Source organism: Pseudomonas sp. A214 (assembly GCF_900156295.1).
Lineage (GTDB): Bacteria > Pseudomonadota > Gammaproteobacteria > Pseudomonadales > Pseudomonadaceae > Aquipseudomonas > Aquipseudomonas rhizophila.
In genome coordinates this window covers 644,520-664,328 of record NZ_LT707062.1, presented here as the reverse complement: position 1 = coordinate 664,328, position 19,809 = coordinate 644,520, and the positions used below count along the sequence as shown (strand labels likewise).

Genomic DNA, 19,809 nt, shown 5'->3' with positions numbered 1-19,809 from the left:
CCGATAAGGACGCCGCCATGCTCGACTCCCTGGAAAAAATGCTCGCCAAAGGTGTGGATAACTCATTGCTGCGATTCGGCCTGGGCAAGGGCTACCTGGACCTCGGCGAATTCGCCCGGGCCGCCGAACACTTCCAACGCTGCGTCGAACTCGACCCCAAATATTCAGCAGCATGGAAACTCTTAGGCAAAGCACACCAAGGCCAAGGCGATCTACCAGCCGCCCGCCAAGCCTGGGAGCAAGGCCTTGAGGCCGCCCGCGCCCACGGCGACAAACAAGCCGAAAAAGAAATGACTGTGTTCCTGAAAAAACTGGACCGCCACCCCTGACTTCACACAAAACTGCTTTTGTGGCGAGGGAGCTTGCTCCCGCTTGAGTGCGCAGCGCTCACAAAAAAGCCCACCCCGTTCTCAATACCAGCCCACCAAGCAGCCAACACACAAAACCCTGTGGCGAGGGGATTTATCCCCGCTGGGCTGCGAAGCAGCCCCAAACAGCCAACACGCAACTTCAGCCAGCCTAGCGTTATCTTGCGCAGTTGCCGGAGGCTGGTTGCATCGATAGCAGAAGGTCGCCCAAGAACCTCCCTTCGTCTCGTAAAGTGGCAACCCGACCGACCCGTGCCTATAGTCTTTGGCGCTAGACAGCTACCGGAGGCATGGACATGAGCCAGAGCATTTCGCCCGCCGCTTCACTTGTGCAAAAAACAGGCATGGTCGCCACGACCTTATGGGGCTCGGACAAAATCGCAGGTATCGCGGTCGATCCGGACGGTGCTATCTGGCTTGGTGCTTATAGTCGGCTGGGACTAGGGGGCGAAGAGGATTCAGGCTTCACCGGCAGCCTGGTCCGGTTGAATGCCAACGGTAGCCTGGACCGCAACTTCAGCGGCGACGGTAAATCCCTTCTCCCGGTGTCGCTCGACATCGAGGACGGCGGTAATGCCGCCGTGCAGCCGGGCGGAGGCTACCTGGTGGCGCGCTACGTGAAAGTAGGCGATGCCTGGGTGTCGGGCATCAGTCGTAACTTGGCCGACGGCAGCCTCGATACGAGTTTCGGGAACGGCGGCACCGTGACAGTGCCTTTCTATTGGAATGAAGATCTAGGCCAGCAAGCGTCGTTCTCCGTGCAACGCGACGGCAGCTTTTTCGCAAGCGCTGGGTATCCGTCCGGGGAGATCTATATCGCCCGCTTCGACGCGACGGGGGCCTTGGTCTCCTCCTTTGGAGAGGCTGGGATCCTGCACCTACCCGCGTCCATCGGCATTCACCCCAGCGGCACGCTCGACGTTTCATTGCAGGGAGACGGGAAGGTATTGGTCACGGGGCAAGACACCCTGACCCGCCTCAACCCGGACGGTACGCTGGATAGCAGCTTTGCGAACGGCGGCAGCCTGGCCCTCGATGTCCACGCAGACGCCCTGGTCATCCAGGATGATGGCAAAATCTTGCTGGCGGGCGCCTCGGGCGGCGTGGCGACCGTCATCCGACTCAATGCCGACGGCTCACTCGACAGCGATTTCGGTGAACAAGGTCGGGTAAGTTGGGGCTCGGAAAGCGCTCCTTTTGCAGTCGCCGACATGATCGTGCTGGCCGACGGCAAGCTATTGATTGGCGGAAGCCAAGGTACGAGCGCGGACGGCTATCTGGCCGCCTTGGTCCAGTTGAACCCCGACGGTCGCTTGGACCACAGCTTTGGCAATCCCGACGACGGCTATTACCACCTTGACGGTGGCCGCGACGATGACTTCTTGCTCGGGACCGCCTCGTTCGACGATGCGATCCTTGGCGGGGCCGGTAACGATCTGCTCGATGGCCAGCAAGGTCGCGACCTGCTGACGGGCGGTGCCGGGGCCGACACGTTCCGTTACCAGTCAGTCACAGACAGCTACCGAACCGCAACCGCGGCCCATAGCGACCGCATCACCGACTTCGACCCCAGCAGCGATACCCTCGACCTCTCCTCCCTGGGCTTCCTCGGGCTGGGTAATGGCCATGACGGAACGCTGGCGATACGCGTCAATGAAAGCGGGACGCGGACCTACCTCAAGAGTTTCGAGACCAACGCCGATGGGGAACGCTTCGAAGTGGTCTTCGACGGTAACTTGGGCCAAACGCTGAATGAAACCAACCTCCTGTTTCAGCAAGCCAGGTTGATGGGCACCGAAGGGGATGATCGTTTACAAGGCAACGCTCGAGGTGAAAGCATCGAAGGGTTCGCGGGCGATGATCGCCTTTATGGCGCGCTCGGGAATGATGTATTGGTTGGCGGAGAGGGCCGGGACCTGTTGGTGGGTGGTGGTAACAACGATGTGTTCCGCTTCGACGGACTGAGCGACAGCTACCGCACCGCCACCGAAAACCATACTGATCGCCTGATGGACTATACCGCGGGTGAAGACACGATCGACTTGTCCGCCTTGGGCTTTACCCGGCTGGGGAATGGTTACGACGGCACGTTGGACGTGATTTTCAATGAAGCCAAGAACCTCACTTATTTGAAGAGCTACGAAGCTGACGCATCGGGGGGGCGATTCGAGTTGAGCTTGGTAGGGGACCATTCCGGTTACCGTGATTTGAACATTGTCTTTGCCGAGCCTTCGGAAGAGGAGGCTATTCAATTGATTGGAGTGGCTAACGACGTCTGGGTGTAAAACGCAAACCAAGGCGATCTACCAGCAGCACGCCAAGCCGCCCGGGCCCACGGCGACAAGCAGGCCGAGAAGGAGATGATGGTGTTCCTGAAGAAGCTGGATCGTCAGCGCTGAACTCACACAAAACAGCTTTTGTGGCGAGGGAGCTTGCTCCCGCTTGAGTGCGAAGCACTCACAAAAAGCCCACCGCGTTTTCATTACCTGTCCGCCAAGCAGCTGACACATACAACCCTGTGGCGAGGGGATTTATCCCCGCTGGGCTGCGCAGCAGCTCCAAACAGTCAACGCGGTCTGTCTGATATACCGAGAACTACAGAGTCTTAATCTAGATGTCTGCTTTGGCCGAAACGCCGGTTGCGAACGACAGCAGTCGGCCAAGACCGGACGTTTGGAAAGCGGGATTATGACGAACAGCAATAAGCCGAAATACTGCACGATCTGCAGACGCTTACTCGACAACCCAGCAGATCCGCTATCAGGCAATTGCGGCGGAGATTGCTGGGGATGCATAGGCGCTATCGAGGCGGAAATGGGATGCGCAGAGTCGCTCGCCTACGTACGCAAAGAATACGAGGCAGGACTTCGGCCTGGCTGGATTGATCCATTCAAGCCCTGATTTGTAAGCTGCGTTACGACCGCTTCGGGTCGGTTTCTGCCTGTCGTCAACTCCCGTCCTAGCTGACTTTTGCCAGAGCTGATTGGTTCGCCTGATCCAGCACGGACATTCTAGGACCTGCCTTGAAAAAGCTGACAAAGGGTCATGGCAATTTGACATATCGAGTTTTCTAGCCTTAATTGTTGTAGTACTTTTATTACGGAGTACGGAGGCAGGGATGAAACTTAAATGTGGCTTTGGCGTGCTGATTATTGCGCTGTTAGTGTCAGGGTGTGCTTCTCAGCAAGATAATTATCAAGCATCAGATCCGTTAGCAGGTGCTTCGCCAACATCAGATGAAATTGATCCCGGTGTTGTTAAAGTGGTTGACGGGAATAATCATGGATTAGTGCGAGTGCTGTTTGCAACTAATCGTGAGCTCCTGGTCAAAAATCGTTGCCTGGGAGCATACTCCGGTAAAAGAGGGGTGTATGGCAGGCTAAACTATGGTCATTGCATGGTAAGTATTCCAGTGGGGCATGAAGTAGGCGAGATTGAATTGCGACGCTGGTATCAACTAGTCGAAGATCCTAACAAGCATGTTTCCATTTTGGGGGGTGGTACGATAAATGAAGCTGAATTCAAGGAGGTAGTGCGGCGCGGTTTGAATAATGGAGATGGAGCATCGCTGATATTTGTTCATGGATTTAATGTTAGTTTTGAAGATGCTGCGAGACGAACTGCTCAATTAGCTTATGATCTGAGTTTTAAAGGAGTGCCAGTTTTCTTTAGCTGGCCTTCCAATGGCAAGGTGTTGACTTACAACGGTGATGAGGAAAGCATCATCTGGTCTGAAGATGCTATATACAGCTTTCTGGTAGATTATCTTTCAAACCCCGAATTGAAGCAGGCGTTTTTGATAGCTCACAGCATGGGTGGGCGTGGTGTCTTAGAGGCACTGAAGAGGATCAGCGCGACTCGTCCTGAGCTAAGGGGCAAGTTGAAGGAAGTGGTTTTGGCGGCGCCTGATGTGGGGCGAGAGCTCTTTACTGATACCATCGCACCAATTATTCTCAACGAGAATTATCCAGTTACTGTGTACGGTTCAAAAAACGATAGGGCGCTAAAACTTTCTTATAAACTGAAAACATACGATCGGTTAGGCGGTGTTCCTGCAGTTGTGGATGTGTGGAAAGGTGTAGATTTTATAGATGCCAGCGACGTGAAGACTGATTTTCTAAATCATTCGTATGGGATTGGCTCAGATACTGTTCTTTCCGACATCGTTTCTTTGTTTTCCGGCAACCGGCCTCCTCAGAGAAATCGTTTAACAGCGGTGGAAGCGAATAATGGAATATATTGGAGACTCACCAAATAGTGAAGAAAGGGCGGCTTAGGTCGCCCTCTTTCTTTTCGTGCGCCCGGCAAGAGGAAGTGTTAGCTAGAGGCAAGGGTGTCGCGGGTGACTGCGAATCAGGATGAAGCCCGAGGCAAAGTAACGGGGGCATGGTATTGATGCTGATTGACCGCTCCTGGCCGTTTTCGGTCACTCTTGGAGGGCGGGAGGCAAAAAGAAACCCGACGCAGGACGCCGGGTTTTTTCATTGGCAAACGCTTACCTATTGCCGCGGCTCCACGTTATCCAACACCCGATTCGCCAGCAACGAACTCAGCTCAATCAACTGCTGAATCCCCTGCGCCACATGACGCCTCGATCCATCCAGATCAAACGCCAGATCACTCACCATGGCATCAGCCGAAGCCAGGGTTTCGCTGAGGTTAGCGAGCAGGCATTCGTTATCGAGGCCTTTCACGACGGTGTATAGCTGCCCCGGTTTGGGGTTGTCTTGGGATTTATCCGGTTTCGGTAGCAAGTAGTGATCGAGCACCCGTTTGGTGGTTTCGTCTTGCTGCTTGGCTTTGGATTTTGCGGATTTGGAAGTGGAATCTGCTTCTGGCGGATTCGGCGTTATTTTGAACATAGGTATGTCTTCTCAGTTAGGCCGCAACCATTTCGCTACTAAACGATAGGGTGGCGGCTGTGCGCAGGTTAGTAGACCGGTGACATACCTAAAACCGGCGCGCCCGAGGGCGCCATGCGCACAGCCACCATCGAGTGCAGGCGAATGCCTAACTGATGAGACTCATGCAACCGGATGTCATCCGGGCTACTAAACCCGACCACTGATGGGCAGTGGCAGGAAGACAATAGAACCCAGGGACAAGGCGCACAAGCGGGCGGATTCTGGCGTAGTTGTAGGCAAAGGCGCAAGGATGCGTGGCTTGATAGAGGGGTGTAGGTGGGGGCTGTAGGAGGAAGTTTTTTTGGTGATGCAGGTGGGGTGTTCGGCTCTGGAACTGGGGCGATTTCATCGCGAGCAAGCTCGCTCCCACAGGGGATTGGGGTTGTTGCAGATACTGTGTTCACACCTGTGTGGGAGGGAGCTTGCTCCCGCTGGCCTGTGCAGCAGGCCCCTGTATTTCTTCAGGCAAACCGCATCGTTCGGTTTTGCGTCTGCTGCGCAGCCGAGCGGGAGCAAGCTCCCTCGCCATGGGGGCTGACTAAACCGCTTTCCAAATCTTTTATGGCAGCTTGCCATTCGTTATAGATAATCAATCTGCGAATCATTAGCATTGCCTGCATTGGTTTCCCGTTTCCCCGCAGGTACTCACTCCATGCTATTTCCATCTCGCCTTACGCTGCTGGCTGCATGTTGCTCAGTCAGTTTTCTTGCCCAAGCGGCAGAGCCTATTGAATTGGGAGCGACCGACGTTACTGCCAGTGCGATCAAACCCAACTCCAACACGCTACCAACGCCCTATGCGGGTGGTCAGGTGGCGAGGGGAGGCCAGATGGGGGTGCTGGGCAATCAGGACAACATGGATGTCCCGTTCGTGATGACCAGTTACACCTCGCAGTTGATTGAAGATCAACAAGCTGAAGACGTGGGTGATGTGCTTCTCAATGACCCGTCGGTGCGTCAATCCTATGGGTTTGGTAACCAATCCCAAGTGTTCGTGATTCGAGGCTTGCCGCTTAACAGCGACGACATTTCATACAACGGGTTGTATGGCGTCTTACCGCGTCAAATTCTGTCGACGGATGCTATCGAGCGTGTCGAGGTGTTCAAAGGCCCCAACGCGTTTATCAACGGTGTCAGTCCGACGGGTTCGGGTCTTGGGGGAGGCGTCAACTTGCAGCCTAAACGCGCAGAGGATGTGCCGACGCGTCGCTATACCCAGGACGTCAGCACCGATGGCCGCATTGGCGAGCATTTGGATATCGGGCAGCGATTCGGCGAGGACAATCGGTTTGGCGCCAGGTTGAATCTGAGCCAGCGGGAAGGTGAAACAGCGATCGACAACCAGGATCAGCGCACAAAGTTGTTCGTTGCGGGCTTGGACTATCAAGGTGATAACTTCCGCGTTTCCACCGATTTCGGGTATCAGAAACAACGTATCAATGGACTGCGCAATTCGGTGAATATCGGGAGCGCCACCCGCATTCCCACGGCTCCGCACGCCAGCCACAATTATGGGCAGGACTGGACTTATTCCGAAACGGAAGACACCTTCGGCATGGTTCGTGGCGATTGGGATCTGAACGAAAACTGGACCGCATACCTTGCCGGTGGTGCAAAGCACACCCGAGAAACCGGGGTGTACGCCACACCGACACTGGTCGGCAATAACGGCGTAGCGACGATCGGTGGCTCAGAGATTCCTCACAATGAAGACAACACATCGTTCAGTGGCGGGTTGAACGGGCGCTTTAACACGGGCCCTGTTTCCCACCAAGTTGCGATCAGTGGCTCAACGATTTGGACCGAGCAGGAAAACGCGTACACGTTCTATCGTTCCGTTACCGGGAACAGCAATATCTACAACACCCCGAAGCTTCCTAAGCCGACTGCGGTATCCAGCACGGGCGGTGAAATGGGTGATCCCGGGGTGACCGGCAAAACCCGTAACCGCAGCCTGGCGATTTCCGACACGTTGGGCTTGTTCGATGACAAGTTGCTGGTCACTTATGGTGTTCGTCGTCAGCAGTTGCGTGTCGAGAACTATAAGTACGATGGCACTACTTCAAACGGTGTAGCCAATCCAGCAAACGATGGCAGTCGTAGCGCGCTCTATGATGAAGCCATTACCACGCCTGTTTATGGCATCGTCTACAAGCCTGTGGAGAGCGTGTCGCTCTACGCCAACCGAATCGAAGGCCTTGCAAAAGGGCCAGTGGCGTCCGGTACAGGTATCACGAACCTGGGCCAAGCCTTTCCCCCTGGCCGCACCAAACAGTTGGAAGCGGGCATCAAGCTGGACCTGCAAACCTTCGGTGCCAACCTGGGTGTTTTCCGTATCGAGAAACCTTCCGATGGGTACGTCGACAACGCGCAGAGGCTCTATGTGCGTGATGGCGAGCAGGTCAACAAGGGGCTGGAGATCAGCGTTTTCGGCGAACCCATTGAAGGCCTCCGGTTGATGGCCGGCGGTACCCGCATGACGTCTGAGCTGAAAAAAACCGCTGGCGGTCTCAACGATGGCAATCACGCCATTGGCGTGCCAACGTTTCAGCTCAATGCCAGCGTAGATTGGGATGTTCCGGGTATCGAAGGGGCTGCGCTCAGCGCAAGGATGTTGCGCACTGGTGGGCAGTACGCTGATCAGGCTAACAACCTGAGTTTGCCGACCTGGAACCGTTTCGACGCTGGCGCACGTTACAAAATGAAATTCGTGGAGAAAGACCTGACGTTGCGCGTCAACGTGGAAAACATTACCGATAAGAACTACTGGGCATCGGCAAACGGCGGCTACCTTTCGCAGGGTGATACGCGGTTGGTGAAGTTTTCGGGGACTATCGATTTCTGAGTAAAAAGGGGATTTGAAAAGGGGAGAGCGTTGGCGAGTGCCCTAAGCTTTGAATGCTAGGCTTGGTCTCTGAGATATCTTGTGGCGTATTGCTGCTTTGGGTGTCTAAACGCCATGGTTGCTTCTGGCCGAGATAGAGCGCCAACCCCCGCTGGGGTTTTCCCACGTTTCGTTAGCGAGCCTCCAAGCCCTTGTGTATGCGCATTGTAGTGCTGGCCCTGGTCCTCACGCTGTTCGGCTGCGCTACCGCGTCGGACCCGGCGAGGGGCGAGGGTGGCGATTGGCGGTCCTTCTATGTGGTGAATCATGGCCTGCATACCGGGTTGGTCATTGCGCGCCCCGATCTACTTCAGGTGCTTCCCGCATTGGCCGAAGCGTTCAGCGACGGTGACTTCGTGGAGTTCGGTTGGGGCGACGAGGATTTTTACCGAGCCCCACAGGCCACCTTGAGCCTCGCCCTGCGAGCCTTGTTCGGGTCGAAGGCAACCGTGCTGCATGCGGTCAAGATTGACGGGGACCCCAGGCGGCGTTTCGCCGCAAGCGAGGTCATCGAGGTACGGGTGACGGAGGACGGCTACCAACGACTGCTCGCGTTCGTGGCCGGGACCTTCACCCGCTCAGCGACGGGCACCTTGGTAGTGCTCGGGCCTGGCCTGTATGGAGAGAGCCGGTTCTACCAGGCCGAGGGTCGCTATTCGCTGTTTTATACCTGCAATACCTGGGTCGCAGAGGCGCTGGCCGCGAGCGGTTGCCCAATGTCGCCTACTGCAGTGATTACGGCGGATAGCGTCATGTCGCAGTTACGCGGGGCGACAGCGGTCGGTGCATCCTGCGTTGACTGAAAAGGGGACAGTGCTCGAAAGGGGATAGAATTTGCTGGAAATAAATCTGTCCCCTTTTTGGATATCTGAATTTTACAGTTCCTCTTTTCGCAGAATTCATGCGTCGCCAGGAATGAGGGCCTGTGTGGCGAGGGGAATATCTCCTCGCCACACAGCTTGATGGTGTTGCGGTTAACGTGGGTCGACGTTATCCAACACCCGATTCGCCAGCAACGAACTCAGTTCAATCAACTGCTGGATACCCTGCGCCACATGGCGCCTCGATCCATCCAGATCAAACGCCAGATCACTCACCATGGCATCAGCCGAAGCCAGGGTTTCGCTGAGGTTGGCAAGCAAGCATTCGTTATCGAGGTCTTTCACGACGGTGAATAGCTGGCCCGGTTTGGGGGCGTCTTGGGATTTATCCGGTTTCGGTAGCAAGTAGTGATCGAGCACGCGTTTGGTGGTTTCGTCTTGCTGCTTGGCTTTCGATTTTGCGGATGTAGAAGTGGAATCTGCCTCTGGCGGATTCGGGGTTATTTTGAACATAGGTGTGGGCCTCATATTAGGCCGCACCATCTCGCTACTAAACGAAAGGGTGGCGGCTGTGCGCAAGTTAGTAGACCGGTAACCCACACCAAACCCGGCGCGCCCGAGGGCGCCATGCGCACAGCCACCATCGAGAACAGGCAAATGCCTGACTGATGAGACTTGTACAACCGAAGTGGGACCCGGGCTACTAAACCCGACCACTGATGGGCAGTGGCAGGAAGACAATAGAACCCCGGGACAAGGCGCACAAGCGGGCGGATTCTGGCGTAGTTGTAGGCAAAGGCGCAAGGATGCGTGGCTTGGTGAAGGTGTGTAGGCAGGTTCTGTAGGAGCGGGGTTTGCCGGCGATGCGGGTGACTTGTTTTGGTCTGGAACCGCGTCGATTTCATCGCGAGCAGGCTCGCTCCCACAGGGGGCTGCGTTGGGCTGGATATTCGGTTCGACACAAACCACCTGTGGCGAGGGAGCTTGCTCCCGCTGGCCTGCGCAGCGGGCCCCTGCATTTCTTCAGGTCAACCGTATTGTGCGGTTTTGCGACTGCTGCGCAGCCGAGCGGGAGCAAGCGCCCTCGCCATGGGGGTGTCTGGGCAGGCGTCATCGCGAGCAAGCTCGCTCCCACAGGGGATCGGAGTGTTGCAGATACTGTATTCCCGCGGGGGCCTCGCCTTGGCCTTATTTACGCTTGAGCATCTCCGGCAACTGCGCCACCAGTTTCTGGTTGTTCAACGGCGCACGAATAAACCCGCGTTGAGTACCATCCGGCCCGATGACCGCGAGGTTGCCGCTGTGATCGACCGTGTAGTTGGGTTTGCTGGTGTCCGCCGGGATGAATGGAATGCTCACCGCGTTGGCCAGCTTCTGCAGGTCTTCGATCGATGACGGGGTCAGGCCGATGAACTGCGGGTCGAAGTAGCCCAGGTACTGCTTGAGTTGCTTGGGGGTGTCGCGGTTCGGGTCGACGCTTACCAGCACGATCTGCAACTTATCCACAGCCTCCGGCGGCAGTTCGCTTTTGATCTGGCGCAGTTGGGCGAGGGTGGTCGGGCAGATGTCCGGGCAGAAGGTGTAGCCGAAGAACAGCAGGCTCCATTTGTCTTTCAATCCGTCCATCGTTACTGGCTGACCGTCCTGGTCGGTCATTTTCACGTCTGGCAGGTTGCGGCTTTGAGGCAGCAGGATGATGCCGGCGTCGATCAGCGCCGTGGGGTCGCCTTCGCCTTTGCCGGTCAGCACTTTATTGATGGTAAGGCCGAGGATCAGCGCGATCACGGCCACGAGAATGAAGACGGTTTTCTGGGTTCGAGTCATAGGCTCAACAGTAAGTAGTGATCTACAAGCAGGGCAATGAACAGCAGGAACAAGTACCAGATAGAGTACTTGAACGTGTTGATCGCCGCGTGCGGCCGACTGCCACGGTACAACACCACGGCCCATTGCAGAAACCGGGCGCCCAGCACGAGGGCGCAAACCAGGTACAGCAAGCCGCTCATCTGAATCACAAAGGGCATCAGGCTCACTGCCAGCAGCGCCAGGGTGTACAGCAGGATATGCACCTTGGTGTAGTGCTCGCCGTGGGTCACCGGCAGCATCGGGATGTCGGCCTTGGCGTATTCCTCTTTGCGATGAATCGCCAGGGCCCAGAAGTGTGGCGGGGTCCAGGCGAAGATGATCAGCACCAGCAGCAGCGGTTCGGCGCTGACATGACCGGTGGCGGCCACCCAGCCCAGCAACGGTGGTGCCGCGCCGGCCAGGCCGCCGATGACGATGTTCTGCGGCGTCGCCCGTTTGAGGAAACCGGTGTAGATCACCGCATAACCGAGCAAGGAGGCCAGGGTCAGCCAGGCGGTCAGCGGGTTGGTGAACGCCAGCAACAGCGCTTGGCCAGCCACGGCCAGTGCGAGGGCGAAGGTCAGTGCGGCGGCCGGTGAGACGCGGCCTTCGGCCAGTGGGCGTTTATGGGTACGGGCCATCACCGCATCGATGCGCCGGTCCACCACATGGTTGACCGCCGCCGCGCCGCCGGCACACAGGGCGATGCCCAGGTTGCCGAACACCAGCACCGTCCACGGCACCCCGGCGCGGGTGGCGAGGAACATGCCCACCAGCGAGGTGATCAGCATCAGCACCACCACTTTGGGCTTGGTCAGCTCCAGATAATCGCGCCAGATCGCTTGGCTGTGGCGTTCACCGGTCAAGGTTGCCATGGCATCTCTCCTTTTATTGTTATGGGGCTGGGGCCGTGTTTATGCGGGTTGAAGCGCCAGCGCAGCGGGACTTGATGCTTGACCCGGACCAGGCTGGTACGGGCGTGATAATTGACCAGCACCAGGCTCAACAACAGCGCGGCGCCTCCGGCGTTGTGGGCCACGGCGACCGGTAGCGGCAGGTGGAACAGCACGTTGCTGATGCCCAGGGTGATCTGGGTCGCCAGGGCCACCAACACCAGCCCCGCCAGGCGTGTCATGCCGACGGTCTTCAACTGCCAGGCCAGCCCCAGCAGCACCACCGTCACCAGCAACGCGCCGATACGGTGGGTCAAGTGAATGGCGGTGCGCGCATCGCTGTCGAGTTGGCCACCGAGATAGTTCGGGCCGATGTGCTGGGTCAGATGAAAGCCGTTGGCAAAATCCGCCGGTGGCAGCCATTGGCCGTGGCAGGTCGGGAAATCAACGCAGGCTACGGCGGCGTAATTGGAGCTGACCCAACCGCCGAGGGCGATCTGGCCGATCACCAGCAGTAACCCGGCGGTGGCCCAATGTTGCAGACGCTTGGGCACGGTCAGCGCCGGCAACACACCAGACAATCTCAACGTGAGCAGAAACAGCAGGCTGAGGGTCGCGAACCCGCCCAGCAAATGCCCGGTCACCACTTGCGGCCACAGCTTGAGGGTCACGGTCCACATGCCGAACGCCGCCTGGGCAAAGACCACCGCCAGCAGAAACAGGGGCAGCTTCAAGGGCAGGCCTGGGTGACGCCGGTTCATCCAGGCCCGGGCAGCCAGCACGGTAATCATCAGCCCCAGCAGGCCGGCGAAGTAGCGGTGGACCATCTCGTTCCAGCCCTTGTGGGCTTCCACCGGGGCGTCGGGAAAGTGCAGTTCGGCATGTGCCAGCTGGGCTTCGCTCTTGGGTACGCTGATGAAGCCGTAGCAACCGGGCCAGTCCGGGCAGCCCAGGCCGGCGTGGGTGAGCCGGGTGTAGGCGCCCAGCAGTACGACGATCAGTGCCAGCAACGTGGCAAACAGCGCGAGGCGAAATCCAGGTTTGGCCATGTCGTTGCCCTCATCCGATGTTCGACAGTTTCAACAGATGTCGCAGGTCGTTGAGCAGTGCCTTGCCCTTGACCCGGGCGTCATAGCGCAGCACCAGGTTGCTATGGGGATCGATGATCCACAGCTGCGCTTCGCCGCTGCCTTGGGCGCCTTTCTGATAGGCCGGCAGGTCCAGCGGGTAGCGTTGCAGTTGGGGGTATTCGCGTTGCAGTTGGGCGTCGTATTGCGCGTCCAGCGGCTGGGCGATGGCCAGGGCATGGCTGGCGCGGGAGGCGTCGCGACCCAGGCCGATCTGCACCTGACGGGCCAGGTAGACCAGTTGCCGGCAATCAGCCGAACATTCCTGCGGCGCCGTGACCAGGATCTGCCAGCGCTGCTCATCGGCTTGTACGCCGATCTCGGCGCGGGTCTGGCCGTTGCCGATCAGTTCGCCGTGGTAGCTGCGGCTTTCCGGGACCCAGAACTGGAATTTGTACATGCCGGTGGCCAGGATCATCGGGCCGATCACCCCGAGCACGATCAGCAGCAGTTGTAGGCGCCCCTTGCGACGGTTGCGCGCCGTAGGTGCCTCAGACGTGTTGGTTGGATTCATGGTGGTTCCCATGCTGTCTCCCTGCGTTATGCCATCCGAGATAAAGAAAGAGGCCGAACAGCGCCGCCGCCATGGCGAACCACTGCACGGCATAGCCGAGGTGTTTTTCCGGCCCCATGGCCACTACCGGCCAATCGGTCCGATAGGCGCCGGGGCCACTTTGCTGGCGTAATTGGTAGGCGAAACCGTTGCGGCCCAGTTCGGCCCAGAGCTTGTCCGGCTCGACCGCGGTCACCAGTCGCGGCCACGGCGCGTCGGCTGGGTCGGCGTGGAGCTGGAACGTGGTGCCCGGAGCAACGTAGACCCAGGCTTGAAGGTTCACCGCTTGTTCGGGGGTGCTGAAGGCCGGCGGAGTGCGCCGGTCAGGCCAGGGCAACCAGCCACGATTGACCAGCAGCCAGAGCCCGGTCGCCTGGTCGAGAAAGGGTTGGAGCAACTCCACGCCGACCTTGCCGTCGTGCTGGCGGTTATCCAGCAGGATGCTGTGTTCGGCGTCGAACTGGCCCCGCAGGCTGACCGGTCGAAAGGCCGGGTCCGCCGTGTGTTGCAACTCCACGCTTGCCATCGGCTGCGCCACGCGGCGTTCGGCGTAACTGTCCATGAGCACGCGCTTTTGTTCGCCCCGGCTCAATTGCCAGAACCCCAGGCACACCATCACCGGCAACAGCACGGCTACCACCAGTGACGGCACGATGCCTGGCCGGAAGCCTTTCATGGCGCCGTTCCAAAGCTGTCGAACGAGATAGCTATACTCACGTGCATCGCGTCCCCCCGGAGTGTCCCTAATGCTAAAAGCAGCCATCGTCCTGATGCTGATTGCCACGATTGCGAGCCTGTTCAGCGGCCTGTTTTTTCTGGTCAAGGACCAAAGCGATTCCAATCGTCTGGTGATCGCTCTGACGATTCGGGTCAGTCTGGCCGCCATCACCGTCGGCTTGATTGCCTGGGGCTTTTTCAGCGGCCAGCTGGTATCCCACGTGCCCTGGTAAGCGTTGCCTCAGAGCACGTAGACGAAGATAAACAAGCCGATCCACACCACATCGACGAAGTGCCAGTACCAGCTCGCCGCCTCGAAGCCGAACTGGTGTTCGTTGTCGAAGTGCCCGCGCATGATCCGCATCAGCATGACGAACAGGATGATCGTGCCGATGGTGACGTGGGCGCCGTGAAAGCCCGTGAGCATGAAAAAGGTCGCGCCGTAGACGCCCGAGCCCAGGGTCAGGCCCAGTTCCTTATAGGCGTGGATGTATTCCTCGGCCTGGAAGCCGAGAAAGGCGCAGCCCAGCAGCACGGTGATCGCCAGCCAGAGTTTCAGCGCCCCGCGATGGCCCTTTTTCAAGGCGTGGTGGGCGATGGTGACGGTGACGCTGGAACTGACCAGCAGCACGGTATTGAGCAGCGGCAAGCCCCAGGGGCTGATGACGTCCTTGGGCGCCGGGAAGAGTTTCGGATCGGGGTTGTTCAGCAACGGCCAGGCGAACTCGAAGCTCGGCCAGAGCATGTGCGACAGGCCCTTGGTGCCTTCGCCCGCCAGGCCAGGCGCCGAGATGTTGCGCACATAGAACAGTGCACCGAAGAACGCGATGAAGAACATCACTTCGGAAAAGATGAACCAGCTCATGCCCCAGCGGAACGAGCGGTCGAGTTGTGCGCTGTACAGCCCGGCGCGGCTTTCCTTGACCACCGCGCCGAACCAGCCGAACAGCATGTAGGCCACCAGCAGGCCGCCAACGAAAAAGATCAGCGGGCCGTTGGAGTCGGGCCGGTCAGCCTTCAGGTCGTTGAACCAGGTCGCCAGGCCGTACACCGTGACGAACATCCCGACGGTGGCGATGATCGGCCATTTACTCTGGGCCGGAACGTAATAGTGTTCGTGAGTTGCCATTTATTGTTCTCCTTATCGGGCACGCTATCGGTCAGTGTTTACAGCCACCGGTGGATGACGAGCGGTGATATCGAACAGCGTGTAGGACAGCGTCAGGTGCTTCACTTCCTTGGGCATGTCCCGGTCAACGATGAAGCGCATGGGCATTTCGATACGTTCGCCGGGTTGCAGCACTTGCTGGGTAAAACAAAAGCATTCGGTCTTGTGGAAATAGGCCGCCGCGTTGCTCGGCGCGATGCTGGGGACTGCCTGGGCGCTCATCGGCCGATCGGTGGGGTTGTGGGCAATGAACACCATCTCGTTCACGGCCCCGGGCTGAACCACCAATTGGTCGGCTTTAGGATAGAAATCCCAGACCATGTCCACGGAGTTGGTCGACAGGAACTGCACGCGAACCTGGCGCGATTGATCGACGATTTGTTCACCTTCGTACTGCCCTGCGGTTTTGCCGTTGATGCCGAATACCCGGCACATCACGTCGTAGATCGGCACCAGGGCAAACCCGAAGGCAAACATGGCCACCACTACCACTAGCAGGCGCGTGACCAGTTTCTTCAGCGAAATCGAGTCAGCCATGACTCCTGCTCCTTGCACATAACCCTGTGGGAGCGAGCCTGCTCGCGATAGCTGTAGGCCTGGCACACCGCGTCGGGCCTATCGCGAGCAGGCTCGCTCCCACAAAAGCTTGCATGTTCATTTCACTTCCGGCGGCGTAGTGAAGGTGTGATACGGCGCCGGTGAAGGCACGCTCCACTCCAACCCTTCGGCCCCATCCCACGGCTTGGCCGGAGCCGGCTCGCCGCCGCGGATGGTCTTGATCACGATGAACAGGAAGAACAACTGCGTGGTGCCGAACATGAACGCGCCGATGGACGAGACCATGTTGAAGTCGGCGAACTGCAGGTTGTAGTCCGGGATCCGCCGGGGCATGCCCGCCAGGCCTACGAAGTGCATCGGGAAGAACGCCAGGTTCATGCCGACGAACGACAGCCAGAAGTGCAGCTTGCCGAGGGTTTCGTCGTACATGTGGCCGGTCCATTTCGGCAGCCAGTAGTAGGCCGAGGCGAAGATCCCGAAGATCGCGCCGGGCACCAGCACATAGTGGAAGTGCGCGACCACGAAGTAGGTGTCCTGATACTGGAAGTCCGCCGGGGCGATGGCCAGCATCAGCCCGGAGAAGCCGCCGATGGAAAACAGGATCACGAACGCCACGGCAAACAGCATCGGCGTCTCGAAGGTCAGCGAGCCTTGCCACATGGTGCTGGCCCAGTTGAACACCTTCACCCCGGTGGGCACGGCGATCAGCAGGGTGGCGTACATGAAGAACAGCTCGCCCACCAGCGGAATGCCCACCACGAACATGTGGTGCGCCCAGACGATGAACGACAGGAACGCAATGGCGGCCGTGGCGTAGACCATGGAGGTGTAGCCAAACAACGGTTTGCGGGAGAAGGCCGGGATGATCGAGCTGACGGCACCGAAGGCCGGCAGGATCATGATGTACACCTCGGGATGGCCGAAGAACCAGAACACGTGCTGGAACAGCACCGGGTCACCGCCGCCGGCAGCACTGAAGAAGCTGGTGCCGAAGTGGATGTCCATCAGCATCATCGTCACGCAACCGGCCAGCACCGGCATCACCGCGATCAGCAGGAACGCGGTGATCAGCCAGGTCCAGACGAACAGCGGCATCTTCATCAGGGTCATGCCGGGGGCGCGCAGGTTGAGGATGGTGGCGACCACGTTGATCGCGCCCATGATCGAGCTGATACCCATCAGGTGGATGGCAAAGATAAAGAACGTCACGCTTTCCGGCGCATAGGTGGTGGACAGCGGCGCGTAGAAGGTCCAGCCGAAGTTCGGCCCGCCGCCAGGGGTGAACAGCGTCGACACCAGCATCAGGAACGCCGCCGGCAACAACCAGAAACTGAAGTTGTTCATCCGTGGCAGGGCCATGTCCGGCGCCCCGATCATCAGCGGGATCATCCAGTTGGCCAGACCGACGAAGGCCGGCATCACCGCGCCGAAGACCATCACCAGGCCATGCATGGTGGTCATCTGGTTGAAGAACTCCGGCTGCACGATCTGCAGGCCGGGCTGGAACAGCTCGGCACGGATCACCATGGCGAACGAGCCGCCGAGCAGGAACATGGAGAAGGCGAACCACAGGTACAGCGTGCCGATATCCTTGTGGTTGGTGGTCAGTACCCAGCGCATCAGCCCTTTGGCGGGGCCGTGGGCGTGGTCGGCATGACCGTGGTCATCGATCACAGCACTCATGTCCTGTCTCCTTCGAACGAGTGGGCTGGGCGGCGCGCGGCGATGAGCTGCGACCGGTTGCGGGAACAAACGTCAGGCCGGCTCATTGGCTTTCTGCCTGTTTGAGTTCCAGCACTTGTTTAGGCGTAACCATGTCGCCCTTGTTGTTGCCCCAGGCGTTACGTTCATAGGTCACGACCGCCGCGATATCGACTTCCGACAACTGTTTGCCGAACGCCGCCATGGAGGTGCCCGGTTTGCCGTGGAAGACAATGTTCAGGTGATCAGCCACAGGGCCAGTGGCGATTTTCGAGCCCTTGAGCGCCGGGAACATCGGCGGCAGGCCCTGGCCTTCGGCCTGGTGACAGGCCACGCAGGTGGTGTGATAGACCTTGTCGCCGCGTTCGATGAGCTCTTGCAGGGTCCATTCCTTGCTGGTCAGCTCTTTGAGTTGCGCCGCTTCGGCCTTGCGCTCGGCCAGCCATGCTTCGTAGTCGGGCTTGCTCTTGACCTCGACAACGATGGGCATGAACCCGTGGTCCTTGCCGCACAGTTCGGCGCATTGGCCGCGATACAGGCCGGGCTTGTCGACGCGGGTCCAGGCTTCGTTGACGAAGCCGGGAATCGCATCGCGCTTGACCGCGAACGCCGGCACCCACCAGGAGTGGATCACGTCGGCGGAGGTCACCAGAAAGCGCACCTTGGCATCGACCGGCAGCACCAGCGGTTTGTCGACTTCCAGCAGGTAATGTTCGCCCTTGGCGCTCTGGTTATTGATTTGTTCGGCGGGGGTGGCCAGGTTGCTGAAGAACTCGACGTCCTGCCCCAGGTACTTGTAGTGCCACTTCCACTGATAGCCGGTGACCTGGATATCGATGTCCGACTCGCTGGAGTCGTACATCTTGATCAGGGTCGCGGTGGCGGGAACCGCCATGGCAACCAGGATCAGGAAAGGCACGATGGTCCAGAGGATTTCGACGCGGGTGTTTTCGTGGAAATTGGCCGCGTTCTGGCCGGTTGAGCGGCGGTGCATCATCATCGACCAGAACATGGCGCCGAAGACGATGATGCCGATCACTACACAGATCCAGAAGATGGTCATGTGCAGGTCGAACACTGCATTGCTGATCTGTGTCGCTCCAGGCGCCATATTCACAGTCCAGGCCGCTTGCGCCTGGCTGAAAATCGACCACAACAGGAGGCCCATCCATACGTGTGGATGTCGCGTCATTGCGGGTTCCCCTTATCGTTCTTGTTATCCCGTCGGCGTAACGCCAGCGGCAAGGGATCGGCTACTTCAGACTACCAACTTGACTCGCCGCGCCTTGCTGCACATGCAATCGGGTGTCATCAGCTAACTCCATTCCAAACCGAGTATAGACAGCGACTGCAACCTCGCAACGCGATGGCGTAAATCGTTTGAAACAGGCAGGGCTTGCGCTAGAGCCCACGAATGGAGAAGGATGCGAACCTGAGTGATGGCAAACCGATATAACTGCGACGTATCAAGGATGAGTAGGTTTATGAAAAATAGGTCTTAGGAGTGTTTTTGCGCCAGCTAAGTTATGTCTTCCTTATTTCATTGCCTTGTTCCCTGGAGTTGTCATGAACACCGCCGCATTGCGCGAGCAGATCCAAAAAGCCCAACAACATGAGGCCGAAACCGGCCAACTGACGCGTCAGCTGGAAGCTCAGCTGCCGAACCTGCACGCCGCGATCCAACTGCCGGACATCGACGCCAAGGGCGTGATGACCCGCTTTGTCACCGCGTATATCGAGCAAGTGCCCGACCTGCTGGACGCAGCCAACGAGGTGGCCCGCGAAGCTGGCATCGAATCGCAGATCAAACCGGTGCTGAAAATCGCCGAGCAGTTTTTCCTCCAGCCACCCAAGGTCATGGAGGGTCACGTTGGCCTGGACAGCCTGCTGGACGAAGCCTACCTGGCCCATCGGCTGGTGGAGGAGGTCAACGACCTGTACATCAAGCACTTCGGCCAGCCGCTGATTCCGTTGGATATGACGGTGGCCAACCTGATCGCTCACCATTTGATCGGCGAACCCTTTGCCAATCAACTGGATGAAGCGGTGCATCACGCGGTCGATGAAATGCTCGACGAAGACAGCTTTGCGCTGGAGTCGGTGGAGTCTTACCGGGAAAAACTCAGCAACCCGGACACGGGCGCTGCCTGGAAACGCTGGCCGTGCCTGTCGCGGCAGTTGGGAGTAGGGCTGGAGCTGGATCAGCCGGCGGCTTGATCTGGCTGAAACACTCATCCCCCTTGTGGGTGTTCACAAAAATTGTGTCCACC

18 protein-coding genes and 1 pseudogene are annotated in these 19,809 nt (G+C 58.5%); 8 read left to right on the top strand and 11 right to left on the bottom strand.

The window, feature by feature from the left end; genetic code table 11:
- Positions 1 to 17 precede the first annotated feature (17 nt).
- The 4 genes and pseudogenes from BW979_RS03000 (at position 18) to BW979_RS02985 (ending at position 4,626) form a co-directional block, all read left to right on the top strand.
- Positions 18 to 329 carry a tetratricopeptide repeat protein gene (locus tag BW979_RS03000; RefSeq protein WP_047229821.1) on the top strand — a complete coding sequence of 104 codons (312 nt, stop codon included), beginning with the start codon at positions 18 to 20 and terminating at the stop codon, positions 327 to 329.
- Between the two features lie 335 nt (positions 330 to 664).
- A complete protein-coding gene (locus BW979_RS02995; protein ID WP_076383135.1) occupies positions 665 to 2,653 on the top strand; it encodes a M10 family metallopeptidase C-terminal domain-containing protein in 1,989 nt (662 codons plus the stop codon).
- A 12-nt stretch (positions 2,654 to 2,665) separates the two neighbouring features.
- Positions 2,666 to 2,767, top strand: a pseudogene (locus BW979_RS28050) (hypothetical protein); the annotation flags it as partial.
- 719 nt (positions 2,768 to 3,486) lie between these two features.
- Entirely contained in the window at positions 3,487 to 4,626 is a 1,140-nt protein-coding gene (locus BW979_RS02985; protein WP_080962941.1) for an alpha/beta hydrolase, read from the top strand.
- Between the two features lie 241 nt (positions 4,627 to 4,867).
- On the opposite strand, the gene BW979_RS02980 is transcribed toward BW979_RS02985, so the two are convergent.
- A complete protein-coding gene (locus tag BW979_RS02980) occupies positions 4,868 to 5,230 on the bottom strand; it encodes a DUF6124 family protein (protein ID WP_047230042.1) in 363 nt (120 codons plus the stop codon).
- A 694-nt stretch (positions 5,231 to 5,924) separates the two neighbouring features.
- On the opposite strand from BW979_RS02980, the gene BW979_RS02975 reads away from it, so the two are divergent.
- Both BW979_RS02975 and BW979_RS02970 read left to right on the top strand, forming a co-directional pair.
- Positions 5,925 to 8,117, top strand: coding sequence for a TonB-dependent receptor (locus BW979_RS02975; protein ID WP_076383133.1), 2,193 nt, complete (start codon positions 5,925 to 5,927; stop codon positions 8,115 to 8,117).
- A gap of 197 nt (positions 8,118 to 8,314) precedes the next feature.
- Positions 8,315 to 8,959, top strand: a complete 645-nt coding sequence (locus tag BW979_RS02970; protein ID WP_076383132.1) for a DUF2459 domain-containing protein — start codon at positions 8,315 to 8,317, stop codon at positions 8,957 to 8,959.
- A gap of 171 nt (positions 8,960 to 9,130) precedes the next feature.
- Here the strand turns inward: BW979_RS02970 and BW979_RS02965 are convergent, their stop codons facing one another.
- From BW979_RS02965 to BW979_RS02940, 6 genes are all read right to left on the bottom strand, one after another.
- Positions 9,131 to 9,490, bottom strand: coding sequence for a DUF6124 family protein (locus BW979_RS02965; RefSeq protein WP_047230045.1), 360 nt, complete (start codon positions 9,488 to 9,490; stop codon positions 9,131 to 9,133).
- A 675-nt stretch (positions 9,491 to 10,165) separates the two neighbouring features.
- A complete protein-coding gene (locus BW979_RS02960) occupies positions 10,166 to 10,801 on the bottom strand; it encodes an SCO family protein (protein WP_076383131.1) in 636 nt (211 codons plus the stop codon).
- Positions 10,798 to 11,697, bottom strand: a complete 900-nt coding sequence (cyoE, locus tag BW979_RS02955; protein ID WP_047230047.1) for a heme o synthase — start codon at positions 11,695 to 11,697, stop codon at positions 10,798 to 10,800. Before cyoE ends, BW979_RS02960 begins: the two co-directional genes overlap by 4 nt.
- Complete coding sequence (locus tag BW979_RS02950) at positions 11,685 to 12,764, bottom strand: COX15/CtaA family protein (protein WP_076383130.1); 1,080 nt, start codon at positions 12,762 to 12,764, stop codon at positions 11,685 to 11,687. The genes cyoE and BW979_RS02950 overlap by 13 nt, the downstream gene beginning before the upstream one ends.
- 10 nt (positions 12,765 to 12,774) lie before the next feature.
- On the bottom strand, positions 12,775 to 13,368 hold the full coding sequence (locus tag BW979_RS02945; RefSeq protein WP_047230049.1) for a hypothetical protein: 594 nt from the start codon (positions 13,366 to 13,368) through the stop codon (positions 12,775 to 12,777).
- Positions 13,334 to 14,071 carry an SURF1 family protein gene (locus BW979_RS02940; protein WP_047230050.1) on the bottom strand — a complete coding sequence of 246 codons (738 nt, stop codon included), beginning with the start codon at positions 14,069 to 14,071 and terminating at the stop codon, positions 13,334 to 13,336. The genes BW979_RS02945 and BW979_RS02940 overlap by 35 nt, the downstream gene beginning before the upstream one ends.
- Before the next feature lie 70 nt (positions 14,072 to 14,141).
- On the opposite strand from BW979_RS02940, the gene BW979_RS02935 reads away from it, so the two are divergent.
- Positions 14,142 to 14,345, top strand: a complete 204-nt coding sequence (locus BW979_RS02935) for a twin transmembrane helix small protein (RefSeq protein ID WP_076383129.1) — start codon at positions 14,142 to 14,144, stop codon at positions 14,343 to 14,345.
- An 8-nt stretch (positions 14,346 to 14,353) separates the two neighbouring features.
- Here BW979_RS02935 and BW979_RS02930 read toward each other — a convergent pair whose 3' ends face one another.
- The 4 genes from BW979_RS02930 to coxB all read right to left on the bottom strand — a co-directional run bounded on the left by BW979_RS02930 (position 14,354) and on the right by coxB (position 18,731).
- On the bottom strand, positions 14,354 to 15,241 hold the full coding sequence (locus tag BW979_RS02930) for a cytochrome c oxidase subunit 3 (RefSeq protein ID WP_076383128.1): 888 nt from the start codon (positions 15,239 to 15,241) through the stop codon (positions 14,354 to 14,356).
- Between the two features lie 24 nt (positions 15,242 to 15,265).
- Positions 15,266 to 15,817: a cytochrome c oxidase assembly protein gene (locus tag BW979_RS02925; RefSeq protein WP_047230052.1), complete on the bottom strand. Its 552-nt coding sequence runs from the start codon at positions 15,815 to 15,817 to the stop codon at positions 15,266 to 15,268.
- A 117-nt stretch (positions 15,818 to 15,934) separates the two neighbouring features.
- Positions 15,935 to 17,521 carry a cytochrome c oxidase subunit I gene (ctaD, locus tag BW979_RS02920; RefSeq protein ID WP_047230053.1) on the bottom strand — a complete coding sequence of 529 codons (1,587 nt, stop codon included), beginning with the start codon at positions 17,519 to 17,521 and terminating at the stop codon, positions 15,935 to 15,937.
- Positions 17,522 to 17,603: 82 nt separating this feature from the next.
- On the bottom strand, positions 17,604 to 18,731 hold the full coding sequence (coxB, locus tag BW979_RS02915) for a cytochrome c oxidase subunit II (protein WP_047230054.1): 1,128 nt from the start codon (positions 18,729 to 18,731) through the stop codon (positions 17,604 to 17,606).
- A 374-nt stretch (positions 18,732 to 19,105) separates the two neighbouring features.
- Here coxB and BW979_RS02910 point away from each other — a divergent pair, with 374 nt between their 5' ends.
- Entirely contained in the window at positions 19,106 to 19,756 is a 651-nt protein-coding gene (locus tag BW979_RS02910; protein WP_047230055.1) for a hypothetical protein, read from the top strand.
- The last annotated feature ends 53 nt before the right edge of the window (positions 19,757 to 19,809 follow it).